Consider the following 19026-nt stretch of genomic DNA (forward strand, 5'->3'; position numbering starts at 1 on the left):
GTCGGTCAGCGGATTGGAGGGGACTCTAATCAGCGCTGGCTGTCAGGAAACTGAGGCGGGCATTACAGATTTGTCAGTCGCCCGGATGCTCCAGATGTTGCTTGAGATTGTCCAGGGCCTGGGCCGACAGCTGTTCCATGCGCGCCCGCAGGCCGCTCAGTTGCAGGTCTGTGTAATAGTCCAGCGTGTGCCGCAACAGCGTGCCGTCGCTGTGCTTGTTCAGTTGGTAATGGACAGTGCCGTCCAGCGCCGCGGAGCTGAAGACGGCCTTGAACTCCTTGGGAAATACCGCGTTCAGCACGCGATAGCTCATGGGGATCTGTATTCCGAGGAGATTCATGACTTCGCTGAAGCGGTGACCCGCCGGCAGCGAGCCACAAAAGCCGGTGTCGGCCCGCAGGCAGGAGGGCTGCCACTCCGGCCAGCGGTCCGGCTGGGTCACGTAGTAATAGACAGTGTCGATATCGGCCTGGATATACAGCTCGTGGCTGAGCCGCTCTTGCAGCAGATGTGATTGGCGCTGACCCATGATGCACCCCACTTCCTTGTGACCGGAGCCTCCAATATAGTCCCGCCGCCTGGGGGTGCCAGCGGCGGCGGCAGACCGTTCAGCGGACTTTGAAGCGACTCATCAGGTGGCTGACCTGGGCATTGGCCTGCAACAGGCTCTGGGTATTGCTTTCACCGGCCCGGGCACTCTCCACCAGTTCCTCGACCATGTGTCGGATGCTGACCATGCTGCGGTTGATCTCCTCGGTCACCGCGCTCTGCTGTTCGGCGGCGGTGGCGATCTGGGTGCTCAGGCTGTTGATCTGGTTCACCGAGTCGGCCATTTCATCCAGGCCGCTGTTGACCCGGGCCGTGGCGTCCGCCGCGGACTGGCAACTGGCCTGGGTGTTTTCCATGGCGCTGACCGAGGAGCTCACGCCCTGGGTCAGGCGGCTGAGCATTTCGTTGATTTGCGAGGTGCTGTCCTGGGTCCGCGCGGCCAGGGCCCGGACCTCATCGGCGACCACGGCAAAGCCGCGTCCCTGTTCCCCGGCCCGGGCTGCTTCGATGGCGGCGTTGAGGGCCAGCAGGTTGGTCTGCCCGGCGATCGCGCCGATCACCCCGAGGATCTCGGTGATGCGCTGGGCGTCGGCTTGCATGGCCTCGACCTTGTGGGTGGCATCGGCCACTTCGTCGATCAGCGCAATCACGCTGCCGGAGGCTTCGCCCACCACCACCCGCGAGTGTTCGGCATGCTCGTTGGCGCGCCGGGTGAAGTCCGCGGTCTGGGCGGCGTTGGCTGCGACGCTGTCGGCCGTGCTGCTCATCTGGGTGATGGCGGTCACGGTCTGGTCGGTTTCCGAGGCGTGGCGCATCAGGATCTGCTGGCTGTGGGCCGAGGTCTGCTGCAACTGCGCCAGGCTGCCGGCCATGGCTTCGGTGGCCTGGGTGACTTCGCCGATCATGTTCTGCAGGTACTGGATGAAGTGGTTGACCGAGTGCCCGATGGCCCCCAGTTCGTCCTCGGCGCGGATCACGATGCGCCGGGTCAGGTCGGCGTCACCGGTGGCCAGGGCATCGATATTGCCCTTGAGGATCTTCATCCGCTGCACCAGTTGGCGGATCGCATAGACCTGCAGCAGCACCAGCAGGATCACCATGGGGATCTGCAACAGGCTCAGGGTGCTCAGCACATCGTCGCGCTGTGCGGTGATCAGCTGGGTGGGCAGGGCGCTGGCGAGGAACCAGGGGGTGCCTTCGATGGCGCGCATGAAGAAGATGCTGGGCACCCCGGCGTTATCGAACTCGATACGTTGGGCGCTGTTGTCGCGACGTTCCAGGGCGCTCTGCACCTGGGCCGCGAAGGGCGAGCCGGCGGCCAGTTCCCGGATGTTCTTCAGCACGATCGGGCCATTGATCCGCGAGCTGTTGCTGATGACCTTGCCGTCGGCCTCGACGATCAGCATCTGGGCGTCGAGCTCTTTCTCCTGGCGGGCCACCAGGTCGTTGAAGAAACCCAGGGTGACGTCGATGGTGGCCACGCCCCAGGGTTGGCCGTCGCGGCGGATGGCCATGGCGCAGTTGGTGCGTGGCTCGGCGCTGGCGTCGTCCTTGTAGGCCGCGGCCCAGGCGCACTGGCCGGGAGCACTCTGCAGGCCGCCTTTGTACCAGGACTGGTCGTAGTAGTTGGGGGCCGGGTCGCTGTTCCAGAAGGTGTTGACCACCAGCTTGCCCGACGCATCACGGTGCCAGAAGGTGCTGTGCTTGTTGCGCCCCGGAGTGCGCTGGCCGGGCAGGGGCCAGATTCCGCCGCCGAAGACCTTCTGCTCGCCGTACTGGTCCACCAGGCCGGGCAGGACCTTGTCGATGCTATCGCTGTCGAGCAGGGGCACGGTCTGGGTGATGCTGCGTTGCTGGGCCTGGACCTTGTTCAACTCGCCCTGGATGCGCTGCGCCACTTCGGCGATGCGATTGAGGACCACCTGTTCCTCGGTATGGCGCAGCTTGGGCGCCACCATTTGGCTGATGCCCACGACCGTGAGTACCAGCATCAGGACAATGAACAGGACCAGAAAGAGCGTGTAGCGGGCTTGAATCGTGCGCAAAGCGGGCATGGGACCTGTCCTTACCGAGCGTTTTTTATTATTTGGAGAGGGGGAGCCTTGTCGGGGCATCCTCAGGATGTCGGCGCGGTTTTTCTGCTCTTTAGTACGATCGTCCAAAAAAAACTTCGATGTCGTTGAAAAGTGTCTCAGGTGACACAGAGGAGGGTCAGGCAGCCGCTGAACGGTTCGATCGCCAGCAGGAAAAGATCGCGGTTTGCGGGTGCTGCAAACAGCCGGCGCCGCTTAAATCGGGCCTTCCGGCTAATTGTGTCGAGTTTGTACAGAAATTGTAATTTGTGGAAATAAAGCGTTGTTGGGAGGTCGTCCTGGCGTTGATACTTGCGCCCATTCAGATGATTCAACACGGCTTGCACCCAGTTTCAGACGCCAGATAAGACTTTTTCGGTCCTCTCTGGGCCAGGCTGAACAGGAGGATTGGCAAGCCGGACTACAGGAGTGTCAGCATGGCAATCGGATACGTTGGAGGCTGGACCAGCAAGGCGGGTCTGTTGGTGCAGGACGGCGGTGGCAGCGGTTCCTCCAAGCCGGTCTCGCAAAGTGCCAAGGTACGGCAGATGTTGAGCCTGGTGGGAAGCAACCCCACCGTGCTGGATATCCGCAAGATGGACCAGTTGAAGCTTCACAAGCAGATCAAGGGTTTCGACCCGACCAACGTGACCACCAAATCCCTGGGTGGCATGAGTACCTTCCTCAAGAACAACGGCCTGATTTCCGACATCACCGCGTTGAACCTGATCAACGCCGGTGACAAGTTCGACCGTTTCGGCATTCCGAAGAACCCGGATGAGCCGTTCAATGCCCTGGAATACTTCGCGATGAAGCTCGATGACATCCAGAACAACAACATCAAGGGCAACAAGTACGCCAACTACCTGGTTCCCGAGTACAAGAAGGCCATCTACGTTCTGCAGAGCCTGCAGAACTATGGCAAGGGCAACGGCACTACGGTGACCGACAAGAACGTCTCCGCCAAAGCCTGATCCAGCCGCGGCGCGCGCTCTTGCCGAGCCCGCGCCGCGTTTTTTGCGTCAGCGATCCAGCAGCGCCATCACCTCCTCGGTGTACCGGAGACCGGCGGTGGCCTGCGGGCTGAAAATGCCCTCCAGCGAAGCCAGCTCCGCAGCACTCAGGCGGATCTGCAGCGCTGCCACGTTTTCCTCCAGATAGCGCCGTTGCTTGGTTCCGGGAATCGGGATCAGGTAGTCGCCCTGTGCCAGCACCCAGGCCAGGGCCAGTTGCCCGGCGCTGACCTGTTTGTCCGCCGCCAGTTGCTGCACCTGCTTCACCAGTTGCAGGTTGCGCTGGAAATTCTCGCCCTGGAAACGCGGGTTGGAACGCCGGAAATCGTCGGCGGCAAAGTCCTCCGGGCTGTTCAGGGCGCCGGTCAGAAAGCCACGGCCCAGCGGGCTGTAGGGGACAAAGGCGATTCCCAGGCGCTGGCAGGCGGCCAGGCAGCCGTTGTCTTCCTGATCCCGGCTCCACAGCGAGTATTCACTTTGCAGGGCGCTGATGGGATGCACCTGATGAGCGCGCTCAAGCGTGCTGGCCGAGGCTTCGCTCAAGCCCAAATAGCGCACCTTGCCGGCCTGGACCAGCTCCGCCATGGCGCCGACGGTTTCTTCGATGGCCACGTCCGGGTCGACCCGATGCAGGTAATACAGGTCCAGGGTGTCCACGCCCAGGCGCCGCAGGCTGCCGTCGATGGAGGCACGCACGTATTCGGGACGGCCGTTGACGCCGCGAGCCTGCGCATCGCCCGGATCGCGGACGATGCCGAACTTGCTGGCCAGGAACACTTGCTGGCGCTTACCGCGAATCGCCTGGCCGATCAGTTCCTCGTTGCTGTGGGGGCCGTACATATCGGCGGTGTCCAGCAGGTTGATCCCCAGTTCCAGGGCGCGGTGCAGGGTGGCGACGGCCTCCTTGGGGTCGTTGCCGGTGGTGTAGAAATCGCTCATGCCCATGCAGCCCAGGCCAATGGCGGAAACCTGCGGACCCTGATGGCCCAGTTGTCGAGTGTGCATCGCTCAATACTCCGATGAGGGGGAAAGAGTGCTCAGTGTGCTACTCGACAAAAGCTGTATAAACAGGATAAAAGCGCTATCACTATTATCATTATCTAAATAATCGTGAGCCTGTTTCATGGACCGTTTCAATGCCATGCGTGTCTTCACCCGGATTGTCGAGCTGGGCGGCTTTGCCAGGGCCGCCGAGGATCTGCACATGCCGGCGGCTTCGGTCACCATCCTGATCAAGCAACTGGAAGCTCACCTGGGCGTGCAGCTTCTGCACCGCACCACCCGTCAGGTGAGCCCGACCCTGGACGGCGCCGCCTATTACCAGCGCTGCGTGCGCCTGCTGGCGGACCTGGAGGAGGCCGAAGCGGCATTTTCCGTGACCCGGCACAACCCTCGGGGGCTCTTGCGCATCGATATGCCGGTGGGCATCGGTCGGCTGATCGTGATTCCCGCGTTACCGGAGTTTTCTGCCCGCTACCCGCTGATCGAGTTGGAGATCGGCCTCAATGACCGTCCCGTGGACTTGATCCGTGAGGGCGTGGATTGCGCCTTGCGGGGCGGCCCGACCCTGGATGACAGCCTGGTGGCCCGGCCGCTGGTGCAGTTGCAGCAAGTGACGTGCGCCAGCCCGGGCTACCTGCAGCAACAGGGAACGCCCCAATCGCTGGCCGACCTGCAAGGGCATCGGATGGTGGAGTATTTCTCCAGTGTCAGCGGCAAGCGTTATGGCCTGGAGTTCTACATCGATGGTCAGTTGCGCCCGATGGAGTTGCCCAAGCAGGTGGCGGTCAACAGCGCCGACGGCTACCTGGCGGCCTGCGAAGCCGGTTACGGACTGGTGCAGACGCCGTATTACAACGTAGCCCGACAGTTGCGGGCCGGGGTCTTGCGCGAGGTCCTGGAGGAATTTCCGGTGCCGTCGCTACCGCTGACCGCGATGTATCCGCCCCAGCGTCATCTGTCGACCCGGGTGCGGGTCTTCGTCGACTGGTTGCTGGAGCTGTTCGCCCGCCCTGGCAATGGCACCTCGCGCCCCTGAAGGCGGGCCACAGACAGCAGAAAGCCCGCGGCAGGGCGGGCGTTGGTTGGGGCACAGGGAGCTCGACAGGACGATGAAGGAGAAAAATCTCTTTCGCGCCTGTACCATGTGACCCCGATTTCCCCGGCGCATCCCCGAATCCGGGTAGGTGCTTGGCATCGTTCTTGATACACGGCGGATACATTTTCAGCTTCAGGACCCCGCAATGACCCAGTCACAACGCTTGAAATACTCGATCCTGATTTCCCTGGTGGTACTGGGGATCATGCTTGGCCTTTCCTACCTGCAGAACCACGGCGTCATCAGTGAAAAACTGTTCCAGTACATCGCCATTGGTGTGGCGGTGGTCGTGGTGGTGATCAATGGCGTGATGCGCCGCAAGGTCAAGCCCTGAGCCGTGGCTCGACCGTCTCAGGAGAGACCGTCGAGCACCGCCGCAGCCTGCTGGTGCAGGCTGTAGCTCTTGTCGGCGTTGAGGGTCAGCACGCCCTCGCTGCACAGGCGCTTCAAGACTTCCCGCACGCTTAGAAACGACAGCGGAATATCCAGTTCCAGCAGTTGACTGTGGACCCCCCGCACACCCAGGGAGCGCTCGCTCTGGGCGGCGGTGAGCAGGGCGTCGATGACTTTCAGGCGAATCAGGCTGGTGCGCAGGCCAAAGCTTTTCAGCAGCTGCTTGATCCGTTCGTTACTGTTGCGCTCGGCGTTCTTGCCGAAGACACCGGCGCCGGCATTCAGGGAAGGCGTGTTGTTCACGGTGATGCCGTCCATTGGCAGTTGCGGGTTGTACATGCAAAAACTCCTTAGCAGAGCCGTATCAGGAAAAGAATGATGGGTGCTCTAGGTTCTGTCCGAAAACTACCTGCGCTTCGATCATGCTGCGCACTTCGCGCCTTCGGCGCGACGTAGAAACAGGCTCGGAATGCTCATGTAGGTCCCTACACTCCGCTTCCTCGCCTGTTTTTGCCTTGCCTGATCTTTGCTCGGTGAGCTTTCGTACAGATCCTAGTAACTAGACGAACGAGCACGGCGAATCATGAAGCCCGGGATGTAGAAAAATTGTCGGTATCAAGTCACTGACCTGTCATCGCCAGGTCGGTGTTGTCCTGCGGGGGGTAATTTTTTCGGCGGCCATTCGTCCATAGGGGCAGGCAGGCGTCGGTTGATCCGTGCGCGGCCGGATTCCCAGACTGGCGGCGTTGCCAAACCCTTCCTGCACACCAGTCCTGGTTCTGTATTTTTGCATCAGGAGTCGGCGTGATCATTTCCAGGCAGTTACCGCATTTTTGCCTTGCAGCCCTGTTTCTAAGTCTCAGTTGCGGTGCCCATGCACAGGCGCAGCCCGAACCGACCCGTGCCGAGATTCGCCGCACCAGCTTTGGTGTCCCGCATATCCGTGCCAGCGACGAGCGCGGCCTGGGTTATGGCATCGGTTATGCCTATGCCCAGGACAATCTGTGCCTGATGGCCAATGAAGTGCTGACGGTGAACGCCGAGCGGGCCAGGTACTTCGGTGCCGAAGGTCAGACTCTGGAGCAGCGGGACAACCTGAGCAGCGATGTGTTTTTCAGTTGGCTGAACACGCCCCAGGCGGTGGCCGGCTTTTGGCAGGCACAGACCCCGGCGGTGCGTGAGCGCATGCAGGGTTATGTCGAGGGCTACAACCGCCAGTTGGCGGAGCGCCGGGTTCAGGGGCTGCCCGAGCAGTGCCAGGGCGACTGGGTACGGCCGCTGGCCACCTCGGACCTGGTGAAGCTGACCCGGCGCCTGCTGGTGGAAGGCGGCGCCGGGCAGTTCGCCGAGGCCCTGGCGGGAGCCACGCCCCCGGGCGTCACGGCCCAGGCGGCACTGAGCGAGGGGCACTGGCAACTGGCGGCAGCCCGCCAGCAAGGTTTCGCCCTGGACCGTGGCAGCAATGCGGTGGCCATCGGCAGCGAGCGTTCGTTCAACGGTCGCGGCCTGCTGCTGGCCAACCCGCATTTCCCCTGGGTCGGCGCCATGCGTTTCTATCAGATGCACCTGACCATCCCCGGCCAGCTGGATGTGATGGGGGCCGCCTTGCCCGGCCTGCCGCTGATCAATATCGGCTTCAACCAGCACCTGGCCTGGACCCACACGGTGGATGCGTCCAAGCATTTCACCCTGTACCGCCTGCAATTGGACCCCAAGGATCCGACCCGCTATCTGCTCGATGGCCGCTCGCAACCCCTGGAGCGCCAGACCGTGACGGTGCAGGTCAAAGGCGCGGATGGCCAGTTGCATAGCGAGTCGCGGACCCTCTACAGCTCGGTCTTCGGCCCGGTGGTGCAGTGGCCGGGGGAGCTGGACTGGGACCGCGAACATGCCTACAGCCTGCGTGATGCCAACCTCGACAACACCCGGGTGCTGGCCCAGTGGTACGCGATGAACCAGGCCGACAGCGTGACGGGCCTGCAAGACAGCGTGCATCAGCTGCAGGGCATTCCCTGGGTCAACACCCTGGCGGCAGATGACCAGGGCCGTGCGCTGTACATGAACCAGTCGGTGGTGCCCAACGTCACCCAGGCCAAGCTCGCCCAGTGCAGCGATCCGCGGGTCGGCACCCAGGTCATCGTCCTTGATGGTTCCCGCAGCACCTGCGCCTGGGACATCGACCCGGCGGCGGCCCAGCCGGGGATCTTTGCCGCCGGCCAATTGCCGCAACTGGCGCGCAACGATTACCTGCAGCACTCCAATGACTCGGCCTGGATGGTCAACCCGGCGGCGCCGCTGCAGGGCTTTTCGCCGGTGATCAGCCAGCAGGACGTGCCCCTGAAGATGCGTGCGCGTTTCGCCCTGGATCGCTTGAGCCGGATGCCCAAGGCCCAGGTCAGCGATCTGCAGCATATGGTCACCGATGATCAGGTGTACCTGGCCGGTCAGGTGATGCCGGACCTGCTGCAATTCTGCGCGCAGGACCTGGGCCCCGACGCCCAGCGACTGGCCGCGCTGTGCGCCAGCCTCAAGTCCTGGGACCGCAGCGCCGGGTTGCAGACGGGCCTGGGCTTCGTGCATTTCCAGGGCATCATGCAGCCGCTGTTGCAGCGTCCGGATATCTGGCGTGTCGCCTTCGACCCCAAGGACCCGCAGCACACGCCACGGGGCCTGGCCATCAGCCGTCCAGCAGTGGCCCAGGCCCTGCGTGAGGCGATGCTGGCCTCGGCGCAGCAAGTGGCGCAGGCCGGGTTGGGCGCCGATGTGCGCTGGGGCGATATCCAGCAGGTGAGCCAGGGCGGGCGGCCGACCCCGGTGCCTGGCGGCCCGGAAAGCCTGGGGGTGTACAACGCTATCCAGAGCGTGCCGGGTGCCGATGGCAAGCGCGAGGTGGTGAGCGGCACCAGCTACCTGAATGTGGTCAGTTTCGATGAGCAGGGGCCGCGGGCCCTGGGCCTGCTGGCGTTTTCCCTGTCCAGCGATCCGGCGTCGCCGCACTTTCGCGACCAGACCGAGGCCTTTGCCCGGAATCAGTGGAGTGTGCTGCCCTTTACCGAGGCGCAGATCCGCGCCGATGGCCAGTATCAGTCGCAACTGATCCAGGAGCCGCGCCGGGATTCGCAGCCATTGGCCAAGTAGTGGGTGTCAGAGGTTGACTGGAATCGAGGCCGCCCCCGTAACGGGGCGGCCTTCAGCTTTTTGGCGGGGACTGGGGCAACGAATTGATCACCGGGTTGCCGTCGCGATTGCGCGTCAGGTAGACCGGCAGCACCTTGGGCAACGAAGTCAGCAGGCTCCTGATTTCCCGGGTGTTGTAGATGCCGCCCACGCGGATCTTGCCGGTCGAGCTGTCAGCCAGCTGCACCGGAGTGTCCAGGTAGCGATTGATCAGTGGCAGGGCATCGCTGAGGGCCAGGTTGTCCAGCACCAGTTTGCCGTTGCGCCAGGCCAGTGAACTGTCGTTGCTGTAGGTCTGGCTGATCTGCGGCGCGTAATCGCCATCCTTGTAGTGAGCCTGCATGCCCGGTTCCAGGCGGAAACCTTCGCCGGGCAGCGCGGTATTGCTGGTGACCAGCACCGAGCCCTGCAGCAGGGTGACCCGTACCTGATCCTCATACATCCACACGTTGAACTGGGTGCCGGTGACCTTGATCTGGCCTTGGGCGGCCTTGACCACGAACGGATGGCTGCTGTCGTGGCTGACCTTGAAGAACGCCTCGCCCTTCTTCAGGGTGACCCGGCGCTGATCCTTGTAGTTGCTGTAGGTCAGGCTGCTGCCCAGGTTCAGTTCCACCTGGCTGCCGTCGGCCAGGGTCACGTTGCGCAGGCTGTCGCCGGCTTCGAAATGCTCGTAGGACGATGGCAGCCAGCCCAGTTCCCAACCGCTGTAGGCGGCCAGGGGCAGGGCGCACAGGGCGACGGCCGCGGCCGCGCCGTAATGCTGCCAGGTGCGCCGGGGGGCAGGTTTGACTGGAGCCGGCGCCAGAGTGGAGGGTGGCAGTTGATCGGCCACTTCCCATATCTCCCGCATCGCCTCGTATTCGAAAGCGTGCAGGGGGTCGGCATCATGCCATTGCTGAAAGGCCAGACGCTCCGCATCGCTGCAGTCGGCTTCATGCAAACGCATGCACCATTGCGCGGCAGCTTGGGTAATGGCGTCGTATTCGGCTTCTGAGAGGATCTGTTCGCTCATTGACTCTTCCTGATTTCCCGCATTCTACCCTCCGGCGCAAGGCTTGTAGAACAGCCGTCATGGCTAATGCGCATCAAAGTGAACTTATTTTCATCGGCCATGCCCTGAAAACCCGCTATGTATCCAAAGTGTCTACAAATGGGCATGCCTGACGGCCGTGTCGGTTGGCCAGCAACGCTGGCACCTTCCTTGCGAGCCATAGGATCGGGTTGACAGGGCCAACAGTCAGCGTTGTTTAATCGCCGGGTCACACGCTGTCGCCCCCTCCAATAATTACTCTGGAGCTTCAGATGTCTGCATCGTCCCTGGATGTTGAAACGCCTTGCGAATACCTCTCTCTGCCGGCCCTGGTGCAGTTGCTGGAGACGATTTTCCTGCGTCATGGCTGTCGCGCCGAAGTGGCCCGTTGCCTGGCCGAGAACTGCGCCGCCGCCGAGCGCGACGGTGCCCAGAGTCATGGTGTGTTTCGTATCCCCGGCTATGTCTCGACCCTGGCCAGTGGCTGGGTCGATGGTTGGGCGGTGCCTGTGGTGGAAGACGTTGCGGCGGCCTTTGTCCGGGTCGACGCTGGCAACGGCTTTGCCCAACCGGCCCTGGCGGCCGCTCGCGAGCGGCTGGTCAGCAAGGCCCGCAACGCCGGGATTGCGGTGCTGGCGATCCGTAACTCGCACCATTTCGCCGCACTCTGGCCAGATGTCGAGCCCTTTGCCGAAGAGGGGCTGGTGGCCCTGAGCGTGGTCAATAGCATGACCTGTGTCGTGCCTCACGGCGCCGACCGGCCGTTGTTCGGCACCAATTCGATTGCCTTCGCCGCGCCCCAGGCCCAGGGCCAGCCGATTGTCTTCGACCTGGCCACCAGTGCCATCGCCCACGGCGATGTGCAGATCGCCGCGCGCAAGGGCGAGCGCTTGCCCCTTGGCATCGGCGTCGACAGCCTGGGGCAGCCGACCCAGGACCCCAAGGCGATTCTCGAAGGCGGCGCCTTGCTGCCGTTTGGCGGCCACAAAGGTTCGGCCCTGTCGATGATGGTGGAGTTGCTGGCCGCGGCCCTGACCGGAGGTCACTTCTCCTTCGAGTTCGACTGGTCCAACCATCCTGGTGCCAAGACGCCCTGGACTGGGCAGTTGCTGATCGTCATCGACCCGAGCAAGGCCGCCGGACAGAGCTTCGCCGAGCGCAGCCAGGAATTGGTGCGGCAGATGCACGCGGTGGGACTCAAGCGCCTACCGGGGGATCGTCGGCATCAGCAGCGCGAGCGTTCGCTGCAAAAGGGAATCGCCATTGGCGTGGAGCAACTGCAACAGCTGCGGGCGCTGGCGCAGGCCTGAAACGAAAAAAGGCCAGGCCGCCACTGGCGCGCCTGGCCCTGGAGCGAGCGGGGCGGTTACGAGCGCCGGCCCAGCAACAGGCCGACCACCAGGCCAGCGCCGGCGGAGATGGCCACGGTCTGCCACGGGTGGCCACCGATGTATTGCTCGGTGGCATCCACCACCGGCTTGCTGCGTTCGCGCACGTTGTTCACCGAGTCCAGCGCCTGCTTGAGTTTGAGGCTCACTTGCTGGCGCAAGCTCTCACCTTCTTCGCCTACCAGGCTGGCGCTGCCCTTGAGCAGCTTTTCCGATTCTTCGATCAGCGCCTGCAGTTCGCTGAAGGCCTGGTCCTTGATTTGATCGTTTTCCGCTTGCGCGGCAGATTTGCGAGCCATGAAGTTTTTCCTTGGAAATGTGGTCGGTGGTGCAAGGGCACGCCTGCGGTATCAGGCGTATTGCCCAAGTCGATAGCAGCCTGCGGCAGCGGCTGCAGTCATCGGGTACAAGCAATGGAGTCCGGCGCTGGGGCAAAAGTTGCAGCCATTTTGCGCCTTGCTCGCCACCCTTGAGTAAAACCGTCAGCCCCTACAGTGTAAGATGGCGCCTATTTTACGCAGCAGGAATTTCCCCATGAGTTTCAATCTGGCTAACAAGACCCTGGCCGAACGCGCCGCCATCGAGGACGAGAAGTCCCGTCTGTTCGACTTGTGGCAGAGCAACCTGGGCAAGGCCAAGGGCGAGGCGGCACGGTTGTTCGGCGAGCGCGGCAAGCGCAAGGGCAAGTGGGCCGAGTGGGTGCGCGCGGAACTGGACGGCATGTCGCCGCCGGAGTACTCCAACATGGTGCGCAGTGAAGTCAATCGACTGATGGCGGCGAACAAGTAATCGCGAAACACTCGACAATCGCTTCACGTACCTTCACCAGCAGCGGGTCGATCTGCGGGCTGGTGCGCCAGCCCAGTTCGATCGGATAGCGCGGCAGCGCCAGGGGGCAGGGCAGCAGCTGCAGGCCGGTGAACTCGGCGATGCGCCGCGCGGCATGGGCAGGAATGGTCGCCACCGCCTGGCTGCCCTTGAGCAGAAAGGGCAGCGCGGCAAAATGCGTGGTCGAGGCGCAGACCTGGCGGCTGAGCCCCAGATTCGCCAATCCTTCATCGGTGATGCCGATAAACCCCTGTGATGACACCAGCAGGTGTTCGCGTCGAACGAACTCCTCAAGGTCGATCTGTCGTTGCCCGGGCTCCAGGCTGGCCAGGTCCGCCAGGCACAGGTAGTCGCCTTCCCCCAGCACCTGCCGACTGAGCAGGCGCTCGGCAAAGCCACCGGCGCTGATGGCCAGGTCGACGCTGCGCTGCAACAGCGCCTCGGCGACGATCTGGCTGTGGGTCTGGCGGAAGATCAGCCGCAACTTGGGTGCGCTGCGGGCCACGGCCTCGATCAGGCGCCGGCCGTAGGCAATCTCGAAATCATCCGACAGGCCGACCGTCACCGAGCGTCCCTGATAATCGGCGCTGTGCGGGGCAACCATGGCCAGGCTCTGGCGACATTTGTTCAGGGCCTCAGTGACCACCGGCTTCAATTGATTGGCCTTGAGGGTCGGCGCCAGGCCGCGGCCAGTGCGAACGAACAATTGATCGCCATACAACTCGCGCAGGCGGCGCAAGGCTGCGCTCATGGCCGATTGGGTCACTCCCAGGCGCAGGGCCGCGCGGCTGGCGCTGGACTCGTCATGCAGGGCTTCAAAAGCCTTGAGCAGGTTGAGGTCGACGCTGGCGATATTCATCTGGTTCATATCATTAAGCACTGGGTTGGGGTTTATCGATGATCAGCGGCGGCAGGACAATGCGCAACACCTGATCGTTCGAGGAGTCATGTCATGCCCAAGTCCATCGTCGCCGCGCTGCAAATCGGGGCCTTGCCAGAAGGCAAGGCCGCCACCCTGGAGCAGATCCTCTCCTATGAGGGCGCCATCATCGAAGCGGGTGCGCAGTTGGTGGTGATGCCCGAAGCGCTGCTGGGGGGCTATCCCAAGGGCGAAGGCTTCGGCACCCAACTGGGTTACCGCCTGCCGGAGGGACGCGAAGCCTTTGCCCGTTACTTTGCCAATGCCATCGATGTGCCGGGTGTGGAGACCGAGGCACTGGCCGGGCTGTCGGCCCGTACCGGAGCCCATCTGGTGCTGGGGGTGATCGAGCGCAGTGGCAGCACCCTGTATTGCACGGCGCTGTATTTCGATCCACAGCAGGGGCTCTTGGGCAAGCACCGCAAACTGATGCCCACCGGCACCGAGCGCCTGATCTGGGGCCAGGGCGACGGCTCGACCCTGCCGGTGCTGGACACCCAGGTGGGACGGGTCGGCGCGGTGATCTGCTGGGAAAACATGATGCCGTTGCTGCGCACCGCGATGTACGCCCAGGGCATCGAAGTCTGGTGCGCGCCCACGGTGGACGAGCGCGAGATGTGGCAGGTGAGCATGCGTCACATCGCCCATGAAGGTCGTTGTTTCGTGGTCAGCGCCTGTCAGGTCCAGGCCTCGCCCCAGGAGCTGGGGCTGAAGATCGCCAATTGGCCGGCAGAGCGCCCGCTGATTGCCGGTGGCAGCGTCATCGTGGGGCCCATGGGCGATGTATTGGCCGGGCCGCTGGTGGGCAGTGCCGGGCTGATCAGTGCCGAGATCGATACGGCTGACCTGGTGAAGGCCCGCTATGACTACGACGTGGTCGGCCACTATGCGCGTCCGGATGTGTTTGAACTGAGCGTGGACCAGCGCCCCCGATCCGGGGTGCGCTTTATCTGAGTCGCCGGTGTTGTTCAGCGTCGGCGGCGCCACTGCTCGCGGGTGATTTCCCAGATGTCCAGGGGGAAATGCCCGCCGACAAAGTCGCCGCTCTCGGAGCGCACCAGGTGCATGCCGCCACGCTCGGAGATGCGCCGCGAGCCCTGGTTCGGCGCAGCCTTGGGCACCCGCATCAGCGGTCGTTGCAGCACTTCGAACCAGAACTCGTCGACCACGGTGCAGGCTTCGCTCATGTAGCCCTGGCCTTGCCAGGGCGGGGCCAGCCAGAAGCCGCGGTTGTTGTCGGCTTCGTCCATCAGGCTGATGCTGCCGATCATTTGCTTGGGCTCGCTGCGCAAACGGATTGTCCAGTGCCATTCTGTGCCCCGGGCCATGGCCGGCAGGGCCATGTCCCGCAGGTAGCTCAGGGCGCCGTCGGCCGGGTAGGGCCAAGGCACCATGGCATTGAGGTAGCGCACCACTTCCCACTGCGGAAAAAGCTGCTGGATGGCCTCGGCATCCGCCAGTTCCAGGGGGCGCAGCAGCAGGCGTTCGGTGTGCAGGGTGGGAACAGGGTCGATCATGAGCGGGACTCCTTGTGGGCGTTGCCTAGCCTCAGTCGCTGGCTGAGAAAGTCGACGAATACCCGCAATTTTGGCAGCAAGTGCCGGCTGCTGGGCCAGAGAATGGAGAACTTGCCGCGCTCTTGCTGATAGTCGTCCAGCACCGAGATCAGACTGCCGTCGGCCAGGGCGCCGCAAACCACGAATTCGGGCACGTAGGCGATGCCCAGGCCCTGGCTTGCGGCGTGGATCAACGATTCCAGGTTGTTGCTGGTCAGGGCGCGGCCCATTACCAGCGGTGGCGCGCCGTCGGGCAGGCGCAGATTCCATGGCTGCAGCACGTTGCCGCCGGGGAACTTGTAGCGCAGGCAGGCGTGCCGCTCCAGGTCCTGGGGGGTGTGCGGGATGCCGCGCTGGGCAAAGTAGCCGGGGGCGCCGATCAGCACGAAGCCGAAGGGACCGAGGCTCCTGGACTTGAGTTGGGAGTCTGGCAGCTCGCCGCTGCGGATCACCGCGTCGACGCCTTCGGCGATCACGTCGATCAGCCGGTCGTTGAAGTCCAGGTCCAGCTCGATGTCCGGATAGCGCGCGGCGAATTCCGGCAGGATCGGCAGCAGCATGCGATAGCCGATGGCGGGCAGGCTGACCCGCAGCCGGCCTCGGGGCTTGTCGCTGATCCGCGCCAGCTCGGCCTCGGCCTCCAGCACTTCGTCGACGATACGCTGGCCGCGCTCGTAGAACAGCGCGCCTTCGTCCGTCAGGCTCAGGCGCCGGGTGCTGCGATTGAGCAAGCGCACACCGAGTCGTTGTTCCAGGCGCGCCAGGGCCTTGCCCACCGCTGAGGCGGACAGTCCAAGACGCTCGCCGGCCCCCACCAGGCTGCCGCTGCGGACCACGCAGACAAACACCTGCAGGCCGTTAAGGTTGTCCATCGCTCACCTCGATTGCAGCGTTTTTGTCCGTAAAGAGCGGAAGAATGCCTGGTTTTTCGCCTATTGCGGCCCCCCTATCATGGATTTTTCTGCAAAGCGCCCGGGTTACCAGGGCTGAGAGGTGTGTGTGAATCCTGAACTCGAATTGTCCCTGGGGCAGTCGGCCCGTGCCCGCGAGCGGGCTTCCTATGGCGTACTGGCCGCGGTCTGTCTGGCGGCCTTGATGTTGCCCCTGACCTTTGTCGGCGTGGCGGTGGCGACGCCGGCCATTGGCCGCGAACTGGGGGGCAGCCCGCTGGCCCTGAGCTGGACCACCAACGCCTTCATGCTGACCTTCGGCAGTGTGCTGATGGCGGCCGGCACCCTGGCCGACGAGTACGGTCGCAAGCGTTTGTTCAGCCTGGGGGTAGCGCTGTTCGGCCTGAGCTCCCTGGCCCTGGTGTTCGTGCCGTCGCTGCTGTGGCTCAACCTGTTGCGCGCAGTCCAGGGCCTGGCAGGCGCCGCTGCCCTGGCCGGTGGCTCGGCCGCCCTGGCCCAGGCCTTCGAAGGGCCTGCGCGAACCCGCGCCTTCAGCCTGCTGGGCACCACCTTCGGCGTCGGTCTGGCCTTTGGGCCGATCCTTGCCGGGGTGCTGATCGAGCACAGCGGCTGGCGCGGGATCTTTGTCTCCGGAGCGCTGATCGGTGGTCTGGCCCTGGGCTTTGGCGTGCCGCGCATGGAGGAATCCCGGGACCCCGAGGCCCAGGGCGTGGACTGGCCCGGCACCTTGAGTTTCACCCTGGCCCTGGTGTTGCTCACCTGGGGCATTCTGCTGGCGCCCCAGAGTGGTTGGGACAGCCCTTGGGTCCTGTTGTTGCTGGCGGGAGCGCTGCTGGCGCTGGGGCTGTTCATTGGTGTGGAGCGCCGGGCCTCGCGGCCAATGCTTGACCTGTCGCTGTTTCGCTACCCGCGCTTTGTCGGGGTGCAAGTGCTGCCCATCGCCACCTGCTACTGCTACGTGGTGCTGCTGATCCTGCTGCCGATCCGCTTTATCGGCGTCGAAGGCTACAGCGAGATCGACGCCGGCATCCTGATGATGGCCCTGTCGGCGCCGATGTTGGTGGTGCCCTTTGCCGCGGGCTGGCTCAACCGCTGGTTCAGCGCCGGCAACCTGTCGAGCCTGGGTTTGCTGGTGGCCGCCGGCGGGCTGTTCTGGCTCAGTCGGATCGAGCCGGGGCAGGCCGCGGTCGAGCGGGCCTGGCCATTGCTGCTGATCGGCCTGGGCAGCGGATTGCCCTGGGGCTTGATGGATGGGCTGTCGGTGAGCGTGGTGCCCAAGGAGCGGGCTGGCATGGCCAGTGGCATCTTCAGTACCACCCGGGTGGCGGGTGAGGGCATTGCCCTGGCCTTGGTGGTGGCGCTGCTGGCGGGGCTGTTGCAGCACGGCCTTGCAAGCCTGGCACTGCCGGGGGAGTCGCTGCTGGCCGCGCGGCAGTTGGCCGGTGGCGATCTGGCGGCCAGTGCCGGGTCCTTGCCGACGTTGTCCCGGGAAGGGTTGCTGCACATCTACTCCCAGGCATTCAGCCAGCTGTTGCAGGTGTTGATGGTCATCACCCTGCTGGCTGCCCTGGTGGTGAGGGTGGCGTTGCATGAGCCGCGCCACCCGTGTCAGGCCCGTGACTGATCAGCGGAACTCGAAGAACTCGTAGTGCAGGTTGCCTTCGGGAATCCGGTATTCGTTCATCAGCTCCCGCACCTGGGCCAGCAGGCCCTTGGGTCCGCAGAAGCTGATCTGGATCTGCTGCGGGTCGGTTTCCGTGGCCGTGCGCTTGAGGGTCTGGGCCAGGGATTCGGTGCCGCCGCTGTTGGCGACGAAGTCCACGCCACGGGCCTGGGCCATGCCTTGCAGGGTGTCGACGCTGGGAAAGGCCCGGGACGGGTTGTAGCAGTACACCAGGGTCGCCTTGTCGAACTGCCCGGCGGCCGAATCCTGCAGCCAGGCAATGAACGGCGAGATGCCCACGCCGCCGCCGATCCAGATTTCCCGCGCCGCTTCCCGAGGCCGCTTGAAGCGACCATAAGGCGCGTAGAGGTCAGCGCGCATGCCGGTTTGCACCTGCTTGCGCAGCCGTTGGGTGTAGTCGCCGAGGGCGCGGATCACGAATTCGATGCGCCCGTCTTCGCTCTGGGCGCTGGCGATGGTGAAGGGGTGCGGCTCGCGCAGGCCCTTTTCCTGCATCGACAAAAAGGCGAACTGGCCGGCCTTGAACGGAAAGCCCCGACCCAGGGGGGTCAGTTCCAGGTGCAGGGAGTTCTTCTCCACCTTGACCGCGCTCACCTGGTACTCGCCGACCTTGGCCACGAAAGGGTAGAGCAGCAGCTTGTACAGGGCCCCGAGCACTCCGAGGATGCACAGCGCGCCGAGCCAGAGACCGGAGGGCGAGTCCAGGGTGATGGGCGACTTGAAGCTCAGTCCGTGCAGGATGACGATCAGAAACAGCGGGCCGGACAGCTTGTGCCACCAGCGCCACTGGCTGTAGGGAATGTTGCGGTTCAGCGCCAGGAGCACGATCAGGCCCAGGGCCACGTAGCTCAGTTGGCGCACCAGGCGTGTCCAGTACTTCGACAGTTCGAGGATCGGCACGCTGTTCCATTCTTCCAGGTTGGCCTTGAACACCAGGTGATAGCTGGCGAACGCCAGGGCCCAGATACCCAGCCATTTATGCACCTCGTAGACCCGGTCGAGGCCGCCGAACAGGCGCTCGACCAAGCCCCAGCGGGCGGCCAGCAGGCAGGACAGGGCCATGTAGGCCAAGGCCGTGCTGCCCAGGATCATGCTCAGGGTGGCGGAGGTCAGCCAGGTGGCGGAAGGAATCTCCAGCAGGAGGGTGAAGGTGGTGATCAGCAGGACACCGACGATCGTGTGCCAGGTTTTCAAGGGTGCATGACTCCGCTCAGGAAATGCCGTCATGGCATGAACATCGACTGCCGCAAAGGGCCCCTTTGCAACGGGTGGGCGCTGCCAAAGGGAGCGATGCATGGAATGGTGTGGCGCTGGGGTAAAGCTGGATATGACAGGTTTTTGTGCGCGTGACCGGGTGCCATTCTAGCGCTTGAACCTTAATTCAAGCTGATTTTGGTCATCGATA

At 63.8% G+C, this 19026-nt stretch carries 19 protein-coding genes; 8 read left to right on the top strand and 11 right to left on the bottom strand.

What is annotated here, in order from left to right; genetic code table 11:
• Positions 1 to 73: 73 nt before the first annotated feature.
• From J5M73_RS22240 to J5M73_RS22250, 3 genes are all read right to left on the bottom strand, one after another.
• Positions 74 to 529: an SRPBCC family protein gene (locus tag J5M73_RS22240; protein WP_102863458.1), complete on the bottom strand. Its 456-nt coding sequence runs from the start codon at positions 527 to 529 to the stop codon at positions 74 to 76.
• Positions 530 to 608: 79 nt separating this feature from the next.
• Positions 609 to 2603 carry a methyl-accepting chemotaxis protein gene (locus J5M73_RS22245; RefSeq protein WP_102863459.1) on the bottom strand — a complete coding sequence of 665 codons (1995 nt, stop codon included), beginning with the start codon at positions 2601 to 2603 and terminating at the stop codon, positions 609 to 611.
• 137 nt (positions 2604 to 2740) lie between these two features.
• Positions 2741 to 2959 carry a hypothetical protein gene (locus tag J5M73_RS22250; RefSeq protein WP_146036414.1) on the bottom strand — a complete coding sequence of 73 codons (219 nt, stop codon included), beginning with the start codon at positions 2957 to 2959 and terminating at the stop codon, positions 2741 to 2743.
• A 99-nt stretch (positions 2960 to 3058) separates the two neighbouring features.
• Between J5M73_RS22250 and J5M73_RS22255 the strand changes: the two genes are divergently transcribed.
• Positions 3059 to 3595, top strand: a complete 537-nt coding sequence (locus tag J5M73_RS22255) for a hypothetical protein (protein ID WP_102863460.1) — start codon at positions 3059 to 3061, stop codon at positions 3593 to 3595.
• Between the two features lie 48 nt (positions 3596 to 3643).
• On the opposite strand, the gene J5M73_RS22260 is transcribed toward J5M73_RS22255, so the two are convergent.
• Positions 3644 to 4639 (bottom strand): aldo/keto reductase, encoded by a 996-nt coding sequence (locus J5M73_RS22260; RefSeq protein WP_115580120.1) that lies wholly within the window; start codon positions 4637 to 4639, stop codon positions 3644 to 3646.
• Between the two features lie 118 nt (positions 4640 to 4757).
• Here J5M73_RS22260 and J5M73_RS22265 point away from each other — a divergent pair, with 118 nt between their 5' ends.
• Together J5M73_RS22265 and J5M73_RS22270 are read left to right on the top strand one after the other, a co-directional pair.
• Positions 4758 to 5672 carry a LysR family transcriptional regulator gene (locus J5M73_RS22265; protein ID WP_207816134.1) on the top strand — a complete coding sequence of 305 codons (915 nt, stop codon included), beginning with the start codon at positions 4758 to 4760 and terminating at the stop codon, positions 5670 to 5672.
• A gap of 205 nt (positions 5673 to 5877) precedes the next feature.
• The gene (locus J5M73_RS22270; RefSeq protein ID WP_042941707.1) at positions 5878 to 6066 is read left to right on the top strand and encodes a hypothetical protein; all 189 of its coding nucleotides are present in this window, start codon (positions 5878 to 5880) and stop codon (positions 6064 to 6066) included.
• 17 nt (positions 6067 to 6083) lie between these two features.
• Here J5M73_RS22270 and J5M73_RS22275 read toward each other — a convergent pair whose 3' ends face one another.
• Positions 6084 to 6464, bottom strand: coding sequence for a fe2+ zn2+ uptake regulation protein (locus J5M73_RS22275; protein ID WP_102863463.1), 381 nt, complete (start codon positions 6462 to 6464; stop codon positions 6084 to 6086).
• A 465-nt stretch (positions 6465 to 6929) separates the two neighbouring features.
• Here J5M73_RS22275 and J5M73_RS22280 point away from each other — a divergent pair, with 465 nt between their 5' ends.
• A complete protein-coding gene (locus J5M73_RS22280) occupies positions 6930 to 9263 on the top strand; it encodes an acylase (RefSeq protein WP_207816136.1) in 2334 nt (777 codons plus the stop codon).
• Positions 9264 to 9315: 52 nt separating this feature from the next.
• Here J5M73_RS22280 and J5M73_RS22285 read toward each other — a convergent pair whose 3' ends face one another.
• On the bottom strand, positions 9316 to 10317 hold the full coding sequence (locus tag J5M73_RS22285; protein WP_102863465.1) for a FecR family protein: 1002 nt from the start codon (positions 10315 to 10317) through the stop codon (positions 9316 to 9318).
• 290 nt (positions 10318 to 10607) lie between these two features.
• On the opposite strand from J5M73_RS22285, the gene J5M73_RS22290 reads away from it, so the two are divergent.
• Entirely contained in the window at positions 10608 to 11645 is a 1038-nt protein-coding gene (locus tag J5M73_RS22290; RefSeq protein WP_207816141.1) for an Ldh family oxidoreductase, read from the top strand.
• A 56-nt stretch (positions 11646 to 11701) separates the two neighbouring features.
• On the opposite strand, the gene J5M73_RS22295 is transcribed toward J5M73_RS22290, so the two are convergent.
• Positions 11702 to 12022: a DUF883 family protein gene (locus tag J5M73_RS22295; RefSeq protein ID WP_207816142.1), complete on the bottom strand. Its 321-nt coding sequence runs from the start codon at positions 12020 to 12022 to the stop codon at positions 11702 to 11704.
• Positions 12023 to 12257: 235 nt separating this feature from the next.
• Here J5M73_RS22295 and J5M73_RS22300 point away from each other — a divergent pair, with 235 nt between their 5' ends.
• Positions 12258 to 12512 carry a hypothetical protein gene (locus J5M73_RS22300; protein ID WP_011061196.1) on the top strand — a complete coding sequence of 85 codons (255 nt, stop codon included), beginning with the start codon at positions 12258 to 12260 and terminating at the stop codon, positions 12510 to 12512.
• Here J5M73_RS22300 and J5M73_RS22305 read toward each other — a convergent pair.
• Entirely contained in the window at positions 12484 to 13419 is a 936-nt protein-coding gene (locus J5M73_RS22305; protein ID WP_207816143.1) for a LysR family transcriptional regulator, read from the bottom strand. The genes J5M73_RS22300 and J5M73_RS22305 overlap by 29 nt on opposite strands.
• A gap of 84 nt (positions 13420 to 13503) precedes the next feature.
• On the opposite strand from J5M73_RS22305, the gene J5M73_RS22310 reads away from it, so the two are divergent.
• A complete protein-coding gene (locus tag J5M73_RS22310; protein ID WP_207816144.1) occupies positions 13504 to 14424 on the top strand; it encodes a carbon-nitrogen hydrolase family protein in 921 nt (306 codons plus the stop codon).
• A gap of 14 nt (positions 14425 to 14438) precedes the next feature.
• Here the strand turns inward: J5M73_RS22310 and J5M73_RS22315 are convergent, their stop codons facing one another.
• The gene (locus J5M73_RS22315) at positions 14439 to 14984 is read right to left on the bottom strand and encodes a GNAT family N-acetyltransferase (RefSeq protein ID WP_207816185.1); all 546 of its coding nucleotides are present in this window, start codon (positions 14982 to 14984) and stop codon (positions 14439 to 14441) included.
• Entirely contained in the window at positions 14984 to 15898 is a 915-nt protein-coding gene (locus tag J5M73_RS22320; protein ID WP_102863471.1) for a LysR family transcriptional regulator, read from the bottom strand. Before J5M73_RS22320 ends, J5M73_RS22315 begins: the two co-directional genes overlap by 1 nt.
• A gap of 127 nt (positions 15899 to 16025) precedes the next feature.
• Here J5M73_RS22320 and J5M73_RS22325 point away from each other — a divergent pair, with 127 nt between their 5' ends.
• On the top strand, positions 16026 to 17561 hold the full coding sequence (locus tag J5M73_RS22325) for an MFS transporter (RefSeq protein ID WP_207816145.1): 1536 nt from the start codon (positions 16026 to 16028) through the stop codon (positions 17559 to 17561).
• Here the strand turns inward: J5M73_RS22325 and J5M73_RS22330 are convergent, their stop codons facing one another.
• Entirely contained in the window at positions 17562 to 18815 is a 1254-nt protein-coding gene (locus tag J5M73_RS22330; RefSeq protein WP_207816147.1) for a ferredoxin reductase family protein, read from the bottom strand.
• Between the last annotated feature and the right edge of the window lie 211 nt (positions 18816 to 19026).

Source organism: Pseudomonas sp. 50_B (assembly GCF_017491625.1).
Taxonomy (GTDB): domain Bacteria; phylum Pseudomonadota; class Gammaproteobacteria; order Pseudomonadales; family Pseudomonadaceae; genus Aquipseudomonas; species Aquipseudomonas danubii.